General features: G+C 64.7%; 18 protein-coding genes. 11 read left to right on the top strand and 7 right to left on the bottom strand.

Going from position 1 to position 14,820, the window contains the following annotated elements:
- On the top strand, positions 1 to 273 hold a 273-nt coding region (locus HU735_RS27025; RefSeq protein WP_238349753.1), incomplete at its 5' end, for a hypothetical protein.
- Between the two features lie 69 nt (positions 274 to 342).
- Here the strand turns inward: HU735_RS27025 and tyrS are convergent.
- A complete protein-coding gene (gene tyrS, locus HU735_RS05375; protein ID WP_062575366.1) occupies positions 343 to 1,542 on the bottom strand; it encodes a tyrosine--tRNA ligase in 1,200 nt (399 codons plus the stop codon).
- 213 nt (positions 1,543 to 1,755) lie between these two features.
- Between tyrS and HU735_RS05370 the strand changes: the two genes are divergently transcribed.
- Together HU735_RS05370 and HU735_RS05365 are read left to right on the top strand one after the other, a co-directional pair.
- Positions 1,756 to 3,171 carry a peptidoglycan DD-metalloendopeptidase family protein gene (locus tag HU735_RS05370; RefSeq protein ID WP_186712707.1) on the top strand — a complete coding sequence of 472 codons (1,416 nt, stop codon included), beginning with the start codon at positions 1,756 to 1,758 and terminating at the stop codon, positions 3,169 to 3,171.
- A 1-nt stretch (position 3,172) separates the two neighbouring features.
- On the top strand, positions 3,173 to 4,264 hold the full coding sequence (locus HU735_RS05365; protein WP_186712706.1) for an anhydro-N-acetylmuramic acid kinase: 1,092 nt from the start codon (positions 3,173 to 3,175) through the stop codon (positions 4,262 to 4,264).
- 60 nt (positions 4,265 to 4,324) lie between these two features.
- On the opposite strand, the gene erpA is transcribed toward HU735_RS05365, so the two are convergent.
- Both erpA and argC read right to left on the bottom strand, forming a co-directional pair.
- Positions 4,325 to 4,675, bottom strand: coding sequence for an iron-sulfur cluster insertion protein ErpA (erpA, locus tag HU735_RS05360; RefSeq protein ID WP_050703544.1), 351 nt, complete (start codon positions 4,673 to 4,675; stop codon positions 4,325 to 4,327).
- 145 nt (positions 4,676 to 4,820) lie between these two features.
- On the bottom strand, positions 4,821 to 5,855 hold the full coding sequence (gene argC, locus HU735_RS05355; protein WP_186712705.1) for an N-acetyl-gamma-glutamyl-phosphate reductase: 1,035 nt from the start codon (positions 5,853 to 5,855) through the stop codon (positions 4,821 to 4,823).
- A gap of 140 nt (positions 5,856 to 5,995) precedes the next feature.
- On the opposite strand from argC, the gene hemJ reads away from it, so the two are divergent.
- The 7 genes from hemJ to HU735_RS05320 all read left to right on the top strand — a co-directional run bounded on the left by hemJ (position 5,996) and on the right by HU735_RS05320 (position 10,835).
- A complete protein-coding gene (gene hemJ, locus HU735_RS05350; RefSeq protein ID WP_050703542.1) occupies positions 5,996 to 6,421 on the top strand; it encodes a protoporphyrinogen oxidase HemJ in 426 nt (141 codons plus the stop codon).
- A gap of 30 nt (positions 6,422 to 6,451) precedes the next feature.
- Complete coding sequence (locus tag HU735_RS05345) at positions 6,452 to 7,408, top strand: nitronate monooxygenase family protein (RefSeq protein ID WP_186712704.1); 957 nt, start codon at positions 6,452 to 6,454, stop codon at positions 7,406 to 7,408.
- A gap of 51 nt (positions 7,409 to 7,459) precedes the next feature.
- On the top strand, positions 7,460 to 8,242 hold the full coding sequence (locus HU735_RS05340) for an SDR family oxidoreductase (protein WP_186712703.1): 783 nt from the start codon (positions 7,460 to 7,462) through the stop codon (positions 8,240 to 8,242).
- 64 nt (positions 8,243 to 8,306) lie between these two features.
- Complete coding sequence (locus HU735_RS05335) at positions 8,307 to 8,645, top strand: histidine triad nucleotide-binding protein (RefSeq protein ID WP_110734636.1); 339 nt, start codon at positions 8,307 to 8,309, stop codon at positions 8,643 to 8,645.
- 66 nt (positions 8,646 to 8,711) lie between these two features.
- Positions 8,712 to 9,359: a 2-polyprenyl-3-methyl-6-methoxy-1,4-benzoquinone monooxygenase gene (gene coq7 / locus HU735_RS05330; protein ID WP_110734634.1), complete on the top strand. Its 648-nt coding sequence runs from the start codon at positions 8,712 to 8,714 to the stop codon at positions 9,357 to 9,359.
- 10 nt (positions 9,360 to 9,369) lie between these two features.
- Positions 9,370 to 10,407: a DUF2157 domain-containing protein gene (locus tag HU735_RS05325; protein ID WP_186712702.1), complete on the top strand. Its 1,038-nt coding sequence runs from the start codon at positions 9,370 to 9,372 to the stop codon at positions 10,405 to 10,407.
- A gap of 2 nt (positions 10,408 to 10,409) precedes the next feature.
- Positions 10,410 to 10,835, top strand: a complete 426-nt coding sequence (locus HU735_RS05320) for a hypothetical protein (RefSeq protein ID WP_186712701.1) — start codon at positions 10,410 to 10,412, stop codon at positions 10,833 to 10,835.
- Between the two features lie 20 nt (positions 10,836 to 10,855).
- Here the strand turns inward: HU735_RS05320 and HU735_RS05315 are convergent, their stop codons facing one another.
- Positions 10,856 to 11,278, bottom strand: a complete 423-nt coding sequence (locus HU735_RS05315) for an OsmC family protein (protein WP_028689009.1) — start codon at positions 11,276 to 11,278, stop codon at positions 10,856 to 10,858.
- A gap of 189 nt (positions 11,279 to 11,467) precedes the next feature.
- Here HU735_RS05315 and crp point away from each other — a divergent pair, with 189 nt between their 5' ends.
- Positions 11,468 to 12,112, top strand: a complete 645-nt coding sequence (gene crp / locus HU735_RS05310) for a cAMP-activated global transcriptional regulator CRP (protein WP_050703538.1) — start codon at positions 11,468 to 11,470, stop codon at positions 12,110 to 12,112.
- On the opposite strand, the gene HU735_RS05305 is transcribed toward crp, so the two are convergent.
- The 3 genes from HU735_RS05305 to trpD all read right to left on the bottom strand — a co-directional run bounded on the left by HU735_RS05305 (position 12,109) and on the right by trpD (position 14,820).
- Complete coding sequence (locus HU735_RS05305; protein ID WP_186712700.1) at positions 12,109 to 12,813, bottom strand: lipoate--protein ligase family protein; 705 nt, start codon at positions 12,811 to 12,813, stop codon at positions 12,109 to 12,111. The genes crp and HU735_RS05305 overlap by 4 nt on opposite strands.
- A gap of 127 nt (positions 12,814 to 12,940) precedes the next feature.
- Positions 12,941 to 13,774, bottom strand: a complete 834-nt coding sequence (gene trpC, locus HU735_RS05300; RefSeq protein WP_050703531.1) for an indole-3-glycerol phosphate synthase TrpC — start codon at positions 13,772 to 13,774, stop codon at positions 12,941 to 12,943.
- Positions 13,771 to 14,820: an anthranilate phosphoribosyltransferase gene (gene trpD / locus HU735_RS05295; protein ID WP_186712699.1), complete on the bottom strand. Its 1,050-nt coding sequence runs from the start codon at positions 14,818 to 14,820 to the stop codon at positions 13,771 to 13,773. The genes trpC and trpD overlap by 4 nt, the downstream gene beginning before the upstream one ends.

Here is a 14,820-nt window from a genome sequence, read left to right as displayed (position 1 = left end):
GCTGCGATCTCTCGTAGCGGGAGGCGAATCATACAGCGTTACAACCTGCTGTCAACTGCCTTTTTCACCGCTGCCGACCAGATGATCGAAGCACCTCCGATACCACCTGAAACATCCAACCAATTGATTAACAAGAGGTTTTTCGTTTCGACTACGTCGGAAGTGGGGCGCATTATAAGGGGATCTGAACGCCCGTCAACCGTTAATTTCATAAAAATCAAAAAGATCGCTTCAGGTGCTCGCCGATGCCTTGCCACCCTGGAACCTATATAAGAAGCCCTAAAACAAAAACGGGGAGGCCTACCGGCCTCCCCGCTTCTATATAGCTACACCACCAGGCGATCATTCCGCCTTGAGGCTGACCCGGGCAAACGCCTTCTTGCCCGCCTGGCACACATGGGTCGCGCCAATCACGAACATGAAGTCACGGTCGACCACCGCGCCATCCACCTTGACCGCACCGGCGCCGAGCAGGTCCCGCGCCTGCGCCGAGTTCTTCACCAGGCCAGCCCGGTTCAGCACCGCGGCGATCGGCAGATCTTCAGCGGCAGCCACTTCGATCTCCGGCAGGTCCTCCGGCAACTCGCCTTCCTTCATGCGGTTGCCCGCGGCACGGTGCGCATTGGCCGCAGCTTCTTCACCATGGAAGCGAGCCACGATCTCCTCAGCCAGCTTGATCTTGATGTCGCGCGGGTTGGCGCCGTTCTCGACATCCACCCGGAACTGATCGATCTCTTCCATCGAACGGAAGCTCAGCAGTTCGAAGTAACGCCACATCAAGGTGTCGGGAATCGACACAAGCTTGCTGTACATCACCCCGGGCGCTTCCTGGATGCCGACATAATTGCCCAGCGACTTGGACATCTTCTTCACGCCATCCAGCCCTTCGAGCAGCGGCATGGTGACGATGTTCTGCGCCTCCTGACCGTAGGCGCGTTGCAGCTCGCGCCCCATCAGCAGGTTGAACTTCTGGTCGGTGCCACCCAGCTCGACATCGGCCTTCAAGGCGACGGAGTCGTAACCCTGCACCAGCGGATAGAGGAACTCATGGATCGCGATCGGCTGGTTGGTGGTGTAGCGCTTGTCGAAGTCGTCGCGCTCGAGCATGCGCGCCACAGTGTACTGCGAGGCCAGGCGAATGAAGTCGGCAGGCGTGAGCTTGTCCATCCAGGTGGAGTTGAACGCCACCTCGGTCTTGGCCGGGTCGAGGATCTTGAACACCTGCTGCTTGTAGGTCTCGGCGTTGTCCAGCACCTGCTCGCGAGTCAGCGGCGGACGGGTGGCGCTCTTGCCGCTCGGGTCGCCGATCATGCCGGTGAAGTCGCCGATCAGGAAGATGACCTGATGCCCCAGTTCCTGGAACTGGCGCAGCTTGTTGATCAGCACCGTGTGCCCCAGGTGCAGGTCGGGCGCGGTTGGATCGAAGCCCGCCTTGATGCGCAGCGGTTGGCCACGCTTGAGCTTCTCCACCAGTTCCGATTCGACCAGTACCTCTTCCGCACCGCGCTTGATAAGCGCCAGCTGCTCTTCAACCGACTTCATAGACAGACCCGCAACGCTAGGATTCAAGGGGAGCCAACCATACAAGATCGGCCATCAAATACAAGTTTCGCAAAGGATTGTGACCCGAACGGCGCACCGCAACGTCTACGCGCCCTTGCGTGAGAATGGATTTGGTTATATTTTATACAGTTATTTCATCTTCATCATGTCATTCATCTTTTCCATTTCACCTTTTTCAAAGTCACCTCACCTATGACCAACGAAACGCCTAAAGCGCCCCCGCTTTATCCGAAAAGCCATCTGTTGGCCGCAAGCGGCATTGCCGCCCTCCTCAGCCTGGCCTTGCTGGTCTTCCCTTCAAGCGAAGTGGAAGCCAAGAAAACCACCCTCAGCCTGGAGCTCGAGAGCCCGGCAGAACAGCTCAAGGACGAGTCCCGCAGCACGCCCCTGGTAGAGGCCGGGCAGAGCAGCGACTCGCCATTCGCCCAGATCGACGGTGCCGAGCCCGAGACCGCCAAGGCGGAACCGGCGCCGGCCCCCGCTGCCAAGCCGGAAGAAAAGGCCCCGGGCCACCGCGAAGTGGTGGTCAGCCGCGGCGATACGCTTTCCACCCTGTTCAACAAGGTCGGCCTGCCGGCCAACGCCGTCCACGACGTCCTGGCGAGCAACAAGCAGGCCAAGCAGTTCAGCCAGCTCAAGCACGGCCAGGTGCTGCAGTTCGAACTGGACAAGGACGGCCAGCTGACCAGCCTGCACAGCAAGGTCAGCAACCTCGAGACCATCCGCCTGAACAGGACCGACAAGGGCTTTGCCTTCGAGCGCGAAGTCAGCAAGCCGGTGGTCCGTACCGCCTACGCACATGGCGTGATCAAGAGCTCGCTGTCCGCCTCCGCCCAGCGCGCCGGCCTGTCCCACAGCATGACCATGGACATGGCGCGCATCCTCGGCTACGACATCGACTTCGCCCAGGACATCCGCCCTGGCGACGAATTCGACGTGGTCTACGAGCAGAAGATGATGGACGGCAAGGTGGTCGGCACCGGCAACATCCTCTCCGCCCGCTTCACCAACCGCGGCAAGACCTACACCGCCGTGCGCTACACCAACAAGCAGGGCAACACCAACTACTACACCGCCGACGGCAACAGCCTGCGCAAGGCGTTCATCCGCACCCCGGTGGACTTCGCCCGCATCAGCTCGCGCTTCTCGGCCGGGCGCAAGCACCCGATCCTCAACAAGATCCGTGCGCACAAGGGCGTCGACTACGCCGCGCCACGCGGCACGCCGATCAAGGCCGCCGGCGACGGTCGCATCGAACTGGCCGGCCGCCGCGGTGGCTACGGCAACACCGTGATCATCGCCCATGGCAATTCGTACAAGACGCTCTACGGCCACATGCAGGGCTTCGCCAAGGGCATCAAGACCGGCTCCAGCGTCAAGCAGGGGCAGATCATCGGCTACATTGGCACCACCGGCCTGTCGACCGGCCCGCACCTGCACTACGAGTTCCAGGTCAACGGTGTCCACGTCGACCCGCTGAGCCAGAAGGTGCCGATGGCCGACCCGATCGCCAAGGCCGAGCGCCAGCGCTTCAACCAGCAGAGCCAGCCCCTGATCGCCCGCATGGATCAGGAAAAGGCCACCCTGCTCGCCGCCAACAAGCGCTGACATGGCGCTCTACCTGGGGGTGATGTCCGGCACCAGCCTTGATGGCCTGGACATCGCCCTGATCGAGCAAGACGAGCAGCTGCGGCTGCTCGCCACCCATTACATCCCCATGCCCGTCGACCTGCGCCAGGACCTGCTCGGCCTCTGCGCCAGCGGCCCCGACGAGATCGCTCGTGCGGCCCTGGCGGAAAACCGCTGGGCCACCCTGGCGGCACAGGGCATCAATCATCTGTTGGCCGCCCAGGGCCTGGCGCCCGACGCCATCCGCGCCATCGGCAGCCACGGCCAGACGGTTCGCCATGAGCCGGCCCGTGGCTTTACCGTGCAGATCGGCAACCCGGCTCTGCTGGCCGAGCTCACCGGTATCTGCGTGGTGGGCGACTTCCGTCGCCGCGACGTGGCGGCGGGTGGCCAGGGCGCGCCCCTGGTACCGGCGTTTCACGAGGCCCTGTTCGGTCATCTCGGCCAGCGCCTGGCGATCCTCAACGTGGGGGGCTTCAGCAACCTGAGCCTGATCGAACGCGAGCAGCCGGTGCATGGCTTCGACTGCGGCCCGGGCAATGTGCTGCTGGATGCCTGGATCGAACGCAAGCAGGATCAGGCCTTCGATGCCGACGGCGCCTGGGCGGCCAGCGGCAGCGTCCGTCAGGACCTGCTGAGCGCCCTGCTGAGCGATCCGTTCTTCGCCGGCAGCGGCCCGAAGAGCACTGGCCGCGAGGTCTTCAACCTGCCCTGGCTGGACGCCCATCTGGCACGCCTGCCGGCGTACCGTGACGAAGATGTCCAGGCCACCCTGCTGGAACTGACGGCGCGCAGCATCACCGATTCGCTGCGCCAGGCCCAGGACGGCACCGAGGCCCTGTTGGTCTGCGGCGGCGGCGCGCGCAACGGCGCCTTGATGGCGCGCCTGGCGGCCCTGCTGCCGACTGCCAAGGTCGCCAGCACCGCCGCGCATGGCGTGGACCCCGATTGGGTCGAGGCCATGGCCTTCGCCTGGCTGGCCCATTGCTGCCTGGAGGGCATCCCGGCCAACCGTCCCAGCGTGACCGCCGCCCGCGGCCTGCGCATCCTCGGCGCAATCTACCCCGCCTGAACACCCGCCAGAATGCAAAACGCCGCGCAATTGCGCGGCGTTTTCACAGCAGGGTCCGGATCAGATCGAGAACGACGAACCGCAACCGCAGGTGGTGGTGGCGTTCGGGTTCTTGATCACGAAGCGCGAACCTTCCAGGCCTTCCTGGTAGTCGACTTCGGCGCCCGCCAGGTACTGGTAGCTCATCGGGTCGACGACCAGCGCAACACCTTCGCGCTCGACGATGGTGTCGTCATCGGCCACGTCTTCATCAAAGGTGAAACCGTACTGGAAGCCCGAGCAGCCGCCGCCGGTCACGAACACACGCAGCTTCAGCCGCTCGTTGCCCTCTTCGCTGACCAGGGTTTTCACCTTGTGCGCAGCCCCGGGAGTGAACTCCAAAGCCGTGGGGGTGAAGGTTTCGACGCTCATGTTGATTCTCCCGGCGCAGTGCCGCCATAAAACTCGATGGCGGGTATTATCCGCTTGTCCGAGAAAATCGGTCAAGAATTGTGCGGCTTTAGTCGCCCCCATGAAAAAGGCCCGCGCGAGGCGGGCCCTGGCAACGACCGGCGGCTTACGGCAGCAGCCCGGCGTGGGACAGGCCCATGCGCTCGTCGAGGCCGAACAGGATGTTGAGGTTCTGCACCGCCTGGCCCGACGCGCCCTTGACCAGGTTGTCGATCACCGACAGCACCACCACCAGGTCACCACCCTGAGGCCGGTGCACGGCGATGCGGCAGACGTTGGCACCGCGTACGCTGCGGGTTTCCGGATGGCTGCCGACCGGCATCACATCGACGAACGGTTCGTTGGCGTAGCGTTTCTCGAACAGCGCCTGCAGGTCGACCGAGGTATCGGCGACCGTCGCGTACAGGGTGGCATGGATGCCACGGATCATCGGGGTCAGGTGCGGCACGAAGGTCAGGCCGATGTCCTTGCCCGCCGCCTGGCGCAGGCCCTGGCTGATCTCCGGCAAGTGACGGTGGCCCTTGACCGCGTAGGCCTTCATGCTCTCCCCGGCCTCGCAGAACAGTGAACCTACCGCGGCGCCACGACCGGCGCCACTGACGCCCGACTTGCAGTCGGCGATCAGCCGCGATGGATCGGCCAAGCCGGCTTCCAGCAGCGGCAACAAGCCCAGCTGGGTGGCGGTCGGGTAGCAACCCGGCACCGCAATCAGGCGTGCCTGGCGGATTTTCTCGCGGTTCACCTCGGGCAGGCCGTAGACGGCGTCCTTGAGCAGCTCGGGCGCGCCATGAGGCTGGCCGTACCACTTGCCCCATTCGGCGGCGTCCTGCAGGCGGAAGTCGGCGGACAGGTCGATGACCTTGGTACCGGCCGCCAGCAGCTCACCCGCCAGGGCGTGGGCGACGCCGTGGGGCGTGGCGAAGAACACCACGTCGCAGGCCGCCAGGGTCTTGCTGTCCGGCACGCTGAACGCCAGGCCATCGTAATGGCCGCGCAGGTTCGGGTACATGTCGGCAACCGCCACGCCCGCTTCGGTGCGCGAAGTGATGACCGCCACTTCGGCCTGTGGGTGCTGCGCCAGCAGACGCAGCAGTTCGACACCGGTGTAACCCGTGCCGCCGACGATACCGACCTTGATCATGACGCTTGCCCCTTATCAACGAGACCACTGGAAAGCGCACGATAATAGGGGCCAAGGGCGCCTGTAACAACTCTTGGGATGACCCTTCGGGCCCTTGGCCTCTACTATCTGACGACCGTGAAAACCTGAAGGAACTCCCCATGCTCTATCTATGGATCAAGGCGCTGCATATCGTCAGCGTGGTCTGCTGGTTCGCCGGCCTGTTCTACCTGCCACGCCTGTTCGTCTATCACGCCCAGAGCCAGGACAGCATCAGCCTCGAGCGCTTCACCACCATGGAGCGCAAGCTGTACCGGGGCATCATGAACCCGGCGATGATCGCCACCTACGTGTTCGGCGGCTGGATGCTGTACCTGAACCCCGGCTGGCTGAGCCAGGGCTGGCTGCACGCCAAGCTCACCCTGGTAGCCCTGCTCACCGTCTACCATCACATGTGCGGCGCCCAGCGCAAACGCTTCGCCGCCGGTACCAACACCCGCAGCCATGTTTACTACCGCTGGTTCAACGAGGCACCGGTGCTGATGCTGCTGGGCGTCGTAATTCTCGTGGTGGTCAAACCGTTCTGACGATATCCACCCGCCTACAGGAGTTTCGCCATGTCCCTGCCCGCCTCGCTCGAACAACGCCTGCGCCTGCCCCTGGTGGCGGCGCCGATGTTCCTGATCTCCAATCCCCGGCTGGTGCTCGCCTGCTGCGCCAATGGCGTGGTGGGCAGCTTCCCGGCCCTGAACCAGCGTGACAGCGCAGGGTTCAAGGCCTGGCTGGAGGAGATCGAGGCCGGACTGGCCGAGCTGCAGGCGCCCGCGCCCTATGCGGTCAACCTGATCGTGCACCCGACCAATCCGCGCCTGCAGGCCGACCTGGCACTGTGTGTCGAGCATCGGGTGCCCATTGTCATTACCAGCCTCGGCGCGGTGAAGGAGGTGGTCGACGCGGTGCACAGCTATGGTGGCCTGGTGTTCCATGACGTGACCACCCGTCGCCACGCCGAGAAGGCCGCCGAGGCTGGCGTCGACGGGCTGATCGCCGTGGCGGCGGGGGCCGGCGGGCATGCCGGGACCTGGAGTCCGTTCGCCCTGGTCGCGGAGATCCGCCAGTTTTTCGACAAGACCCTGCTGCTGGCCGGTTGCCTGAACCATGGCCATGAACTGCTGGCCGCGCAATTGCTGGGGGCCGACCTCGGCTACATGGGCACCCGTTTCATCGCCACCCGCGAGAGCCAGGCCCAGGACACCTACAAGCAGATGATCCTGGGCGCCGGGGCCGCCGATATCGTACATACCCCGGCGGTGTCCGGCATCCCCGCCAGCTTCCTGCGCCAGAGCCTGGAACAGGCCGGCTACGACCTGGCGGCCCTGAAGAGCGGCCATGACGCCGGCAAGCTCAAGCCACTGGATGACGAGGCCAAGGCCTGGAAGACGGTCTGGTCGGCCGGCCAGGGTGTCGGCGAGATCCATGACCTGCCCGGCGCCGGCGAGCTGATCGGGCGCCTGCAGGACGAGTACCGGGCCGCCCTGGCGCGCAGCCAGCAGCTGCGCAGCAACGCCTTGTAGCAAATCGGCCAGGCTGTACACTAGGCGCCCCTTACGCCCCAGGAGCCTTGCATGACCCGTTACGCCATGATCACCGGAGCTTCCAGCGGCCTGGGCCTGGCCCTGGCGGAAGCCCTGGCACGGCGCGGGCGCAACCTGATCCTGGTGGCGCGCCAGCGCGAGACGCTGGAGCCGGTGGCCATCGAGCTCACCCAACGCTTTGGCGTGGAAGTGCTGTTCCGTGCCTGCGATCTCAGCCAGCCTCTACGCCTGTCTGGCTTCGTCCTCGAGCTGGAGGAAGGCGAGCGGCGCATCGACCTGCTGGTGAATTGCGCGGGGCAGCGTACCTATGGGCCGTTCCTGGCCCATGAATGGGCCGATGAGCAGGACCTGCTGGAGGTCAATATCCTTGCCCTGAGCCGCCTGTGCCACGCCATTGGCAACCTGATGGCGATCCAGGGCGGCGGGCAGATCCTCAACGTCGCGGGACTGGCCGGGGTCGCACCGGGCCCGTGGATGGCCGCCTACGCGGCGAGCAAGGCCTATGTGTTGAGTTTTTCCGAGGCCCTGCGCGAGGAGCTGCGGCGCACCGGGATCAAGGTCTCGGTGCTGTGCCCGGGGCCGGTGCGCTCGGCCAGGCGCCGCATCCCACGGCTCGACGGCAACAGCCGCTGCCTGAGCCCCGAGGAAATCGCCCTGTACACCGTTCGCGCCCTGGACCGCAACCGCGCGCTGATCCTGCCCGGCCGGCGCAACCGCTGGCTGGCCTTAGCCCCGCGCCTGCTGCCGCGCTGGCTGACGCGCAAGCTGGCCGGGCTGATCCATCGCCGCTATTGCCCGATCGGCATGGAATAGCCACTGGGCGAGCGACGGCGGGCTCAGTACACTCAGCCCCGACACTCACCATGGAGCACGTGCTGTGGACGATTTATTCCTCAGAATCATCAACCGGGAGATCCCGGCGAAGATCATCTACGAAGACGACCAGGTCCTGGCCTTCCACGATATCGCCCCCCAGGCCCCGGTCCATTTCCTGGTCATCCCGAAGAAACACATCCGCACCCTCAACGACCTGACCGAAGAGGACAAAGGCCTGGCCGGCCACATCCTGTTCACCGCCCAGCGCCTGGCCCGGGAACTCGGCTGCGAAGAGGGCTTCCGCGTGGTGATGAACTGCAACGAGCAGGGCGGCCAGACCGTCTACCACATCCACATGCACGTGCTTGGCCAGCGCCAGATGCACTGGCCGCCGGGCTGATCCAAGGCAAGCCTGCCCAGGGGTATTGAGGTAGACTATCGGGCATCACTTCAGCGGAGGTGCCCGATGGCTACCGAACGTCACTACTCGCCGCTCGACCGCTTGTTGCTGCAGGCCGATACCGCCATGCGCACCTTGCTGCCCTTCAGCGGCCAACCCGCCCGCCCATCCCCGGCGATCATCCAGCCGGACGCCGAACTCGACGAGCAGCAGACCCGCCATATCGCCGGCCTGATGCGCATCAACCACACCGGCGAAGTCTGCGCCCAGGCGCTGTACCAGGGCCAGGCCCTGACCGCCAAGCTGCCCCAGGTGCGCAAGGCCATGGAGCATGCGGCGGAAGAAGAAATCGACCACCTGGCCTGGTGCGAGCAGCGCATTCGCCAGCTCAATAGCCACCCCAGCGTGCTCAACCCGGTGTTCTACGGCCTGTCGTTCGGCATCGGCGCCCTCGCCGGACTGGTCAGCGACAAGGTCAGCCTGGGCTTCGTCGCCGCCACCGAGCATCAGGTGTGCAAGCACCTGGACGAACACCTGGAGCAGATCCCCGAGAACGACGGCAAGTCCCGCGCCATCCTCGAACAGATGCGCGTCGACGAGGAACACCACGCCGAGTCCGCGCTGGAAGCCGGCGGCTACCGTTTCCCGGCCCCCGTGCGCTTCGGCATGAGCCTGCTGGCCAAGGTCATGACCAAGAGCACCTACCGAATCTGAGACGCGCACCATGGAACGTTTCGACGCCAGGGACCTGGCACGCGCCGTGAACGCCGGCGTGCTGCAGCCGGGGCAGGACCAGGCCTTGCTGGCCTTCCTGCGCCAGCAGCCGGAAAGCCGCGCCAGCTTCCAGCTGGCCCATGTGGCGTTCTACTTCGGCGCACTGCTGATCATGGGTGCCATGGGCTGGCTGCTCACCGAGGCCTGGATGCGCATAGGCGACGGTGCACTGCTGGCCATCGCCCTGCTCTACATCGGCGGGATCACCCTGTTCGCCCTGTCGCTGCAACGACGCAACCAGCCTGTCGCCGCCGGCGTGCTGGCCGCCGTGGCGGTCAGCATCGTGCCGCTGGCGGTGTTCGCCATCGAGCGCCTGGCAGGCTGGTGGCCGCTGGACGACGCCCAGGGCGACTACCACCAGTACTACACCTACGTGCAGGGTGGCTGGTTGGCGATGGAGGCAGCGACGGTACTGGCCGGGCTGCTGATGCTGCGCCTGATTCCCTTCCCTTTCATCGTCATGCCGATCGCGGTGGCCCTGTGGTTCATGTCCATGGACCTGAGCGAGTGGTTCCATGGCGACCTGTTCAGCTGGGAGCAACGGCGCACGGTCTCGCTGTGGTTCGGCCTGGGCCTGCTGCTGGTATTCCTGGTGATCGACGGACGCACCCGCCGGGACTATGCCTTCTGGGGCTATCTCGCCGGCCTGGCGGCGTTCTGGGGCGGGCTGACGCTGATGGACAGCGGCAGCGAGTGGGGCAAGGCGCTGTACTGCCTGATCAACCTGGGGCTGATGGGCCTGGCCGTCCTGCTGCGCCGCCCCGTGTTCATGGTGTTCGGGGCAATGGGGGTGGCGGCCTATCTGGGCTATCTGTCCTACGAGGTGTTCGCCGATTCCCTGCTGTTCCCGGTCATACTGACCTTGATCGGCCTCGGCGTGATCGGTCTCGGCGTGCTGTACCAGAAGCGACGTGAGGCATTGAGCGAGCAGCTTCGGGCACAGCTACCCGAACGCCTGTTGCAACTGCTGCCGGCATTGCGTCGCTGAACATGGGACGATCGCTCATCCGGCTGCTGCAGAGCCTTGGCCTGATCCCGGTCGCCTATCTGTTCGTTTGCCTGATGGTCGCCAGTGTCGGGCAAAGCACTTTCAGCCTGGAACTGCCGACACTTACCGACCCTGACAGCAACAGCAGCGCCGAGCTGATGCTCGGCACACTGCCCGCGCAGCTGCTGTTTCTGCTGCTCAGCGTGTTTTTAGCCAGCCGCCAACTGCTGGTTGGCACGTTCGTGCTCGCTGGCACTTTGGCTGCGTGGTGGCAGTGCCAGGTGTTTGCCGAACACTTCGGCACCACCTGGAGCAGCAGCGAAATCCTCATCCTGCTCGGGGTGAATACGCCCTGGCTGGTGCTTGCGCTGATCCCGGGGCTCGCGTTGCTGCTAGGTGTCGAACGCCTGCACAAGCAAAGCGCCTGACCGGCAGGCGCTGCCTTCGATCAACCGAGTTCGACGATTTCGTAACCGTGCGTGATCTCGACGCCCGCGCGATCCAGCATGATCGAGGCCGAGCAGTACTTCTCTGCCGACAACTCGACCGCACGCTTGACCTGCGCTTCCTTCAAGCCGCGGCCCTTGACCACGAAGTTGAGGTGGATCTTGGTGAACACCTTCGGGTCTTCACTGGCGCGTTCGGCTTCCAGGAAGGCCTCGCAGCTTTCCACGGCCTGGCGCGACTTCTTGAGGATGCTGACCACGTCGAAACTGCTGCAGCCACCCAGGCCGAGCAGGAGCATCTCCATCGGGCGCACGCCCAGGTTGCGACCTCCGGCTTCGGGTGGGCCATCCATGACCACGACATGGCCGCTCCCCGACTCGCCGAGGAACATCGCTTCACCGGCCCACTGGATGCGTGCCTTCATCTATCCGGACTCCCGATTTCGTAAAAGGGTGTCAGCTTAGACCTTGCGAGGCTGTCGGAAAAGCTCAAGCCGCGTCGCTTTTGTGCCGATTCAAGTTGAAGTGTCTGATAAGCTGGCGCCAAATGACTGGCGCGTGCTGCCAGGCGCCTCTATAAAAAGCCAATGCGTCGCATCGAACAGGATTTCGTGATGGTCTCCTCAGCCCTGCCACCCAAGATCAAGAACATCGACAAGCTGCTGGCCCACTGCCAGCGCCGTCGCTACGCCGCCAAGAGCAACATCATCTGTGCCGGCGACCGGGCCGAGACCTTGTCGTTCATCATCAAGGGCTCGGTGACCATCCTGATCGAGGACGACGACGGCCACGAGATGATCATCGCCTACCTCAACAGCGGTGATTTCTTCGGTGAGCTGGGACTGTTCGAGCCCGCCGGCCAGGAACATCAGCGCAGCGCCTGGGTACGTGCCAAGACCGAGTGCGAAGTGGCCGAGATCGGCTACGACAAATTCCGCGAGCTGGTACGCCTGGAGCCGGAAATCCTCTATGCCCTGGGCAGCCAGATGGCCCAGCGCCTGCGCAACACCACCCGCAAGGTCGGCGACCTGGCGTTCTTCGATGTCACCGGGCGGGTCGCCCGCTGCCTGCTCGACCTGTGCAAGCAACCCGACGCCATGACCCACCCCGACGGCATGCAGATCAAGATCACCCGCCAGGAGATCGGTCGTATCGTCGGTTGTTCACGGGAGATGGTCGGCCGCGTCCTCAAGGACCTCGAGGAGCGCAGCCTGGTGCAGGTCAAGGGTAAGACCATGGTGGTCTACGGCACCCGTTAGTCCTGCGGCAGTTCCGCCAGCACTTGCTCATAGGCCTGGCTCAGGCGCTCGAACCAGGGGGCGGCAGGCGCCACCTCGTGCAGGGCGATATGGCTGTCGGCACGGCAGCGCTGCTCCAGCTCGCAGCACTCATTGAAGCGGTTGACCGCCGCGACCATCGATTCGCGTTCGTTGTCCAGCAACAGCGCGCCATGTACCAACACCACCGGGCGCTTGCCCCCCAGCCCCTGGCGCCAGCGCTGGGCCGTGCCGACCAGTTTGCGGCCATTGAGGTTGACGTTGTAGCGGCCATCGCAAAAGGCGCCGTCAATCTCCCCCACCGAGGCAACACCACCCCACTCGCGCAGGACATCGCACAGCGGTAAGCACAGACGCTCGTAGGCATTCTCAATGCGGCCCTGGTCACCCTCGCTACGCGGGGCCACATAGACCAGTGCCACGTTGACGGTCGCATGGGATTGCGGCACCGGCTCGCCACCGGTTTCGCGCAGCAGCACCGGCCAGCCGGCGATGGCCAGCTCGGCGCAGGCGGCCTCGAAGTTGTCCAGGCGGCTCATGCGCCGGGGCATGACCAGGGCATGGTCGGTCGGGCGCCAGAACAGCACGCCGGATTCGCGCTCGCCGCGGCAGACGGCGGCCAGCAGGTCCTGTTCGGCGTGCAGGCCTTGTTCGACGGTAAGGGCCAGGGGTTGATCGGTCATTGATCCACCTTTGATGTGATGTTCACCGGCCTCATCGCAGGGCAAGCCCGCTCCCACGTTGGGACTGTCTTGCGATGAAGCGCTCGAAGACAAAAAAGCCGGCAAACGATGCCGGCTCTCTGTTCGATCAGTCCAGTTGCTGAACGGTCTTCTTCACCTGTTCGGGGAAGAACAACCGCTGCAGCTCCAACCCTGGCTGCTCGGCGCGCATGAACGCCTCGCCGACCAGGAACGAATACACCTCGTTGATTTCCATCAGCTCGACATCGGCACGGTTGAGAATGCCGCTCTCGGTGATGGCCAGGCGATCGCGGGGGATACGCGGCAGCAGGTCGAGGGTAGTCTCCAGGCTGACTTCGAAGGTATGCAGGTTGCGGTTGTTGACCCCGACCAACGGTGTGTCGAGGGTCTTCAACGCACGCTCCAGCTCATCGCCGTCATGCACTTCGACCAGCACGTCGAGGCCGACGTCCTTGGCGGTGGCGGCCAGCTCGGCCATCTTCACGTCGTCCAGCGCCGAGACGATCAACAGCACGCAGTCGGCGCCCAGGGCACGGGCTTCGACGATCTGGTACGGATCGACCATGAAGTCCTTGCGGATCACCGGCAGCGAAACGGCGGCACGCGCCTGCTGCAGGTAGACGTCGGCACCCTGGAAGTAGTCCACGTCGGTCAGCACCGACAGGCAGGTCGCCCCACCCTTCTCGTAGCTGACGGCAATCTCCGCCGGCACGAAGTTTTCGCGGATCACGCCCTTGCTTGGCGAGGCCTTCTTGATCTCGGCGATCACCGCCGGCTGCTTGCGCGCAGCCTGCTCGATCAATGCCCTGGCAAAGCCACGGGGCGCATCGGCCGCCTTGGCCAGGCGCTCGAGTTCACCCAGGCTGACCCGCGCGCTGCGCTCGGCCACTTCCTGGAACTTGCGGGCGATGATCCTTTCCAGCACCGTCGGTACGCTCATGCTTCGTTCTCCACCTTGAATACTGCGGTAAAGGCGCCCAGCTCCTGCAGTTTCTCCCAGGCCAGGCCGGTGTGCAGCACATCGTGGGCCAGTTCGACACCCTGGGCCAGGGTCATCGCGTGGTCGGCGGCGTACAGCGCCGCGCCAGCGTTAAGAACGATCATCTCGGCGGCCTTCTGGCCGTTCTCGGTCTTGCGTCGGCCCAGGGCGTCACGGATCAGCTCCAGCGAAGCCTGCGGCCCCTCGACCGCCAGCCCATGCAGGCTCTGGCTCTTCATGCCGAGGTCTTCCGGCTCGACCCAGTACTCTGTGATCTGGTCATTCTTCAGTTCGGCGACGAAGGTCGGCGCGGCCAGGCTGAACTCGTCCAGGCCGTCCTTCGAGTGCACCACCAGCACATGCTTGCTGCCCAGGCGCTGCAGCACCTCGGCCAACGGGCGGCACAGGGCCTGGGTGAAGACCCCGACCACCTGGTGTTTCACGCCGGCCGGATTCGTAAGCGGGCCGAGCATGTTGAACAGGGTACGCAGCCCCAGGTCGCGACGAGGGCCGGCGGCGTGCTTCATGGCACTGTGATGAGTCTGGGCGAACATGAAGCCGATGCCGAGGCTGTCGATGCAGCGAGCGACCTGCACCGGGGTCAGATTCAGGTAGATACCGGCGGCCTCCAGCAGGTCGGCGCTGCCGCTCTTGCCGGAGACGGCACGGTTGCCATGCTTGGCCACGGTGCAGCCGGCCGCGGCCAGGACAAAGGCCGAAGCAGTCGACACGTTGAAGATATTGGCGCCATCACCGCCGGTGCCGACAATGTCGACCACACCGTCGAGGCTCTTCAGCTCGACCTTGTCGGCCAGCTCACGCATCACCGACACCGCGCCGACGATCTCGTCGATACTCTCGCTCTTCATGCGCATGCCCATGAGGAAAGCGCCGATCTGCGCCTCGCTGCACTGGCCGGTCATGATCTGGCGCATGACGTCGCGCATTTCCTCGGTGGACAAATCCAGGTGGCCGACGATACGGCTCAAAGCGGTCTTGATATCCAT

Source organism: Pseudomonas sp. BW16M2 (genome assembly GCF_014268865.1).
GTDB lineage: Bacteria > Pseudomonadota > Gammaproteobacteria > Pseudomonadales > Pseudomonadaceae > Aquipseudomonas > Aquipseudomonas peradeniyensis.
Note: the sequence above shows the minus strand (reverse complement) of the source record. Positions and strands in the feature narration are given on the sequence as shown.

What these genes read in the sequence shown, in the direction of transcription:
- hemJ (WP_050703542.1), top strand. Translation starts at nt 5,996, where the DNA reads ATGCTCTATCTATGGATCAAGGCGCTGCATATCGTCAGCGTGGTCTGC.
- HU735_RS05340 (WP_186712703.1), top strand. Translation starts at nt 7,460, where the DNA reads ATGACCCGTTACGCCATGATCACCGGAGCTTCCAGCGGCCTGGGCCTG.
- HU735_RS05370 (WP_186712707.1), top strand. Translation starts at nt 1,756, where the DNA reads ATGACCAACGAAACGCCTAAAGCGCCCCCGCTTTATCCGAAAAGCCAT.
- erpA (WP_050703544.1), bottom strand. Translation starts at nt 4,675, where the DNA reads ATGAGCGTCGAAACCTTCACCCCCACGGCTTTGGAGTTCACTCCCGGG.
- tyrS (WP_062575366.1), bottom strand. Translation starts at nt 1,542, where the DNA reads ATGAAGTCGGTTGAAGAGCAGCTGGCGCTTATCAAGCGCGGTGCGGAA.
- crp (WP_050703538.1), top strand. Translation starts at nt 11,468, where the DNA reads ATGGTCTCCTCAGCCCTGCCACCCAAGATCAAGAACATCGACAAGCTG.
- trpC (WP_050703531.1), bottom strand. Translation starts at nt 13,774, where the DNA reads ATGAGCGTACCGACGGTGCTGGAAAGGATCATCGCCCGCAAGTTCCAG.
- HU735_RS05365 (WP_186712706.1), top strand. Translation starts at nt 3,173, where the DNA reads ATGGCGCTCTACCTGGGGGTGATGTCCGGCACCAGCCTTGATGGCCTG.
- coq7 (WP_110734634.1), top strand. Translation starts at nt 8,712, where the DNA reads ATGGCTACCGAACGTCACTACTCGCCGCTCGACCGCTTGTTGCTGCAG.
- HU735_RS05305 (WP_186712700.1), bottom strand. Translation starts at nt 12,813, where the DNA reads ATGACCGATCAACCCCTGGCCCTTACCGTCGAACAAGGCCTGCACGCC.
- HU735_RS05345 (WP_186712704.1), top strand. Translation starts at nt 6,452, where the DNA reads ATGTCCCTGCCCGCCTCGCTCGAACAACGCCTGCGCCTGCCCCTGGTG.
- HU735_RS05325 (WP_186712702.1), top strand. Translation starts at nt 9,370, where the DNA reads ATGGAACGTTTCGACGCCAGGGACCTGGCACGCGCCGTGAACGCCGGC.
- HU735_RS05320 (WP_186712701.1), top strand. Translation starts at nt 10,410, where the DNA reads ATGGGACGATCGCTCATCCGGCTGCTGCAGAGCCTTGGCCTGATCCCG.
- trpD (WP_186712699.1), bottom strand. Translation starts at nt 14,820, where the DNA reads ATGGATATCAAGACCGCTTTGAGCCGTATCGTCGGCCACCTGGATTTG.
- HU735_RS05315 (WP_028689009.1), bottom strand. Translation starts at nt 11,278, where the DNA reads ATGAAGGCACGCATCCAGTGGGCCGGTGAAGCGATGTTCCTCGGCGAG.
- argC (WP_186712705.1), bottom strand. Translation starts at nt 5,855, where the DNA reads ATGATCAAGGTCGGTATCGTCGGCGGCACGGGTTACACCGGTGTCGAA.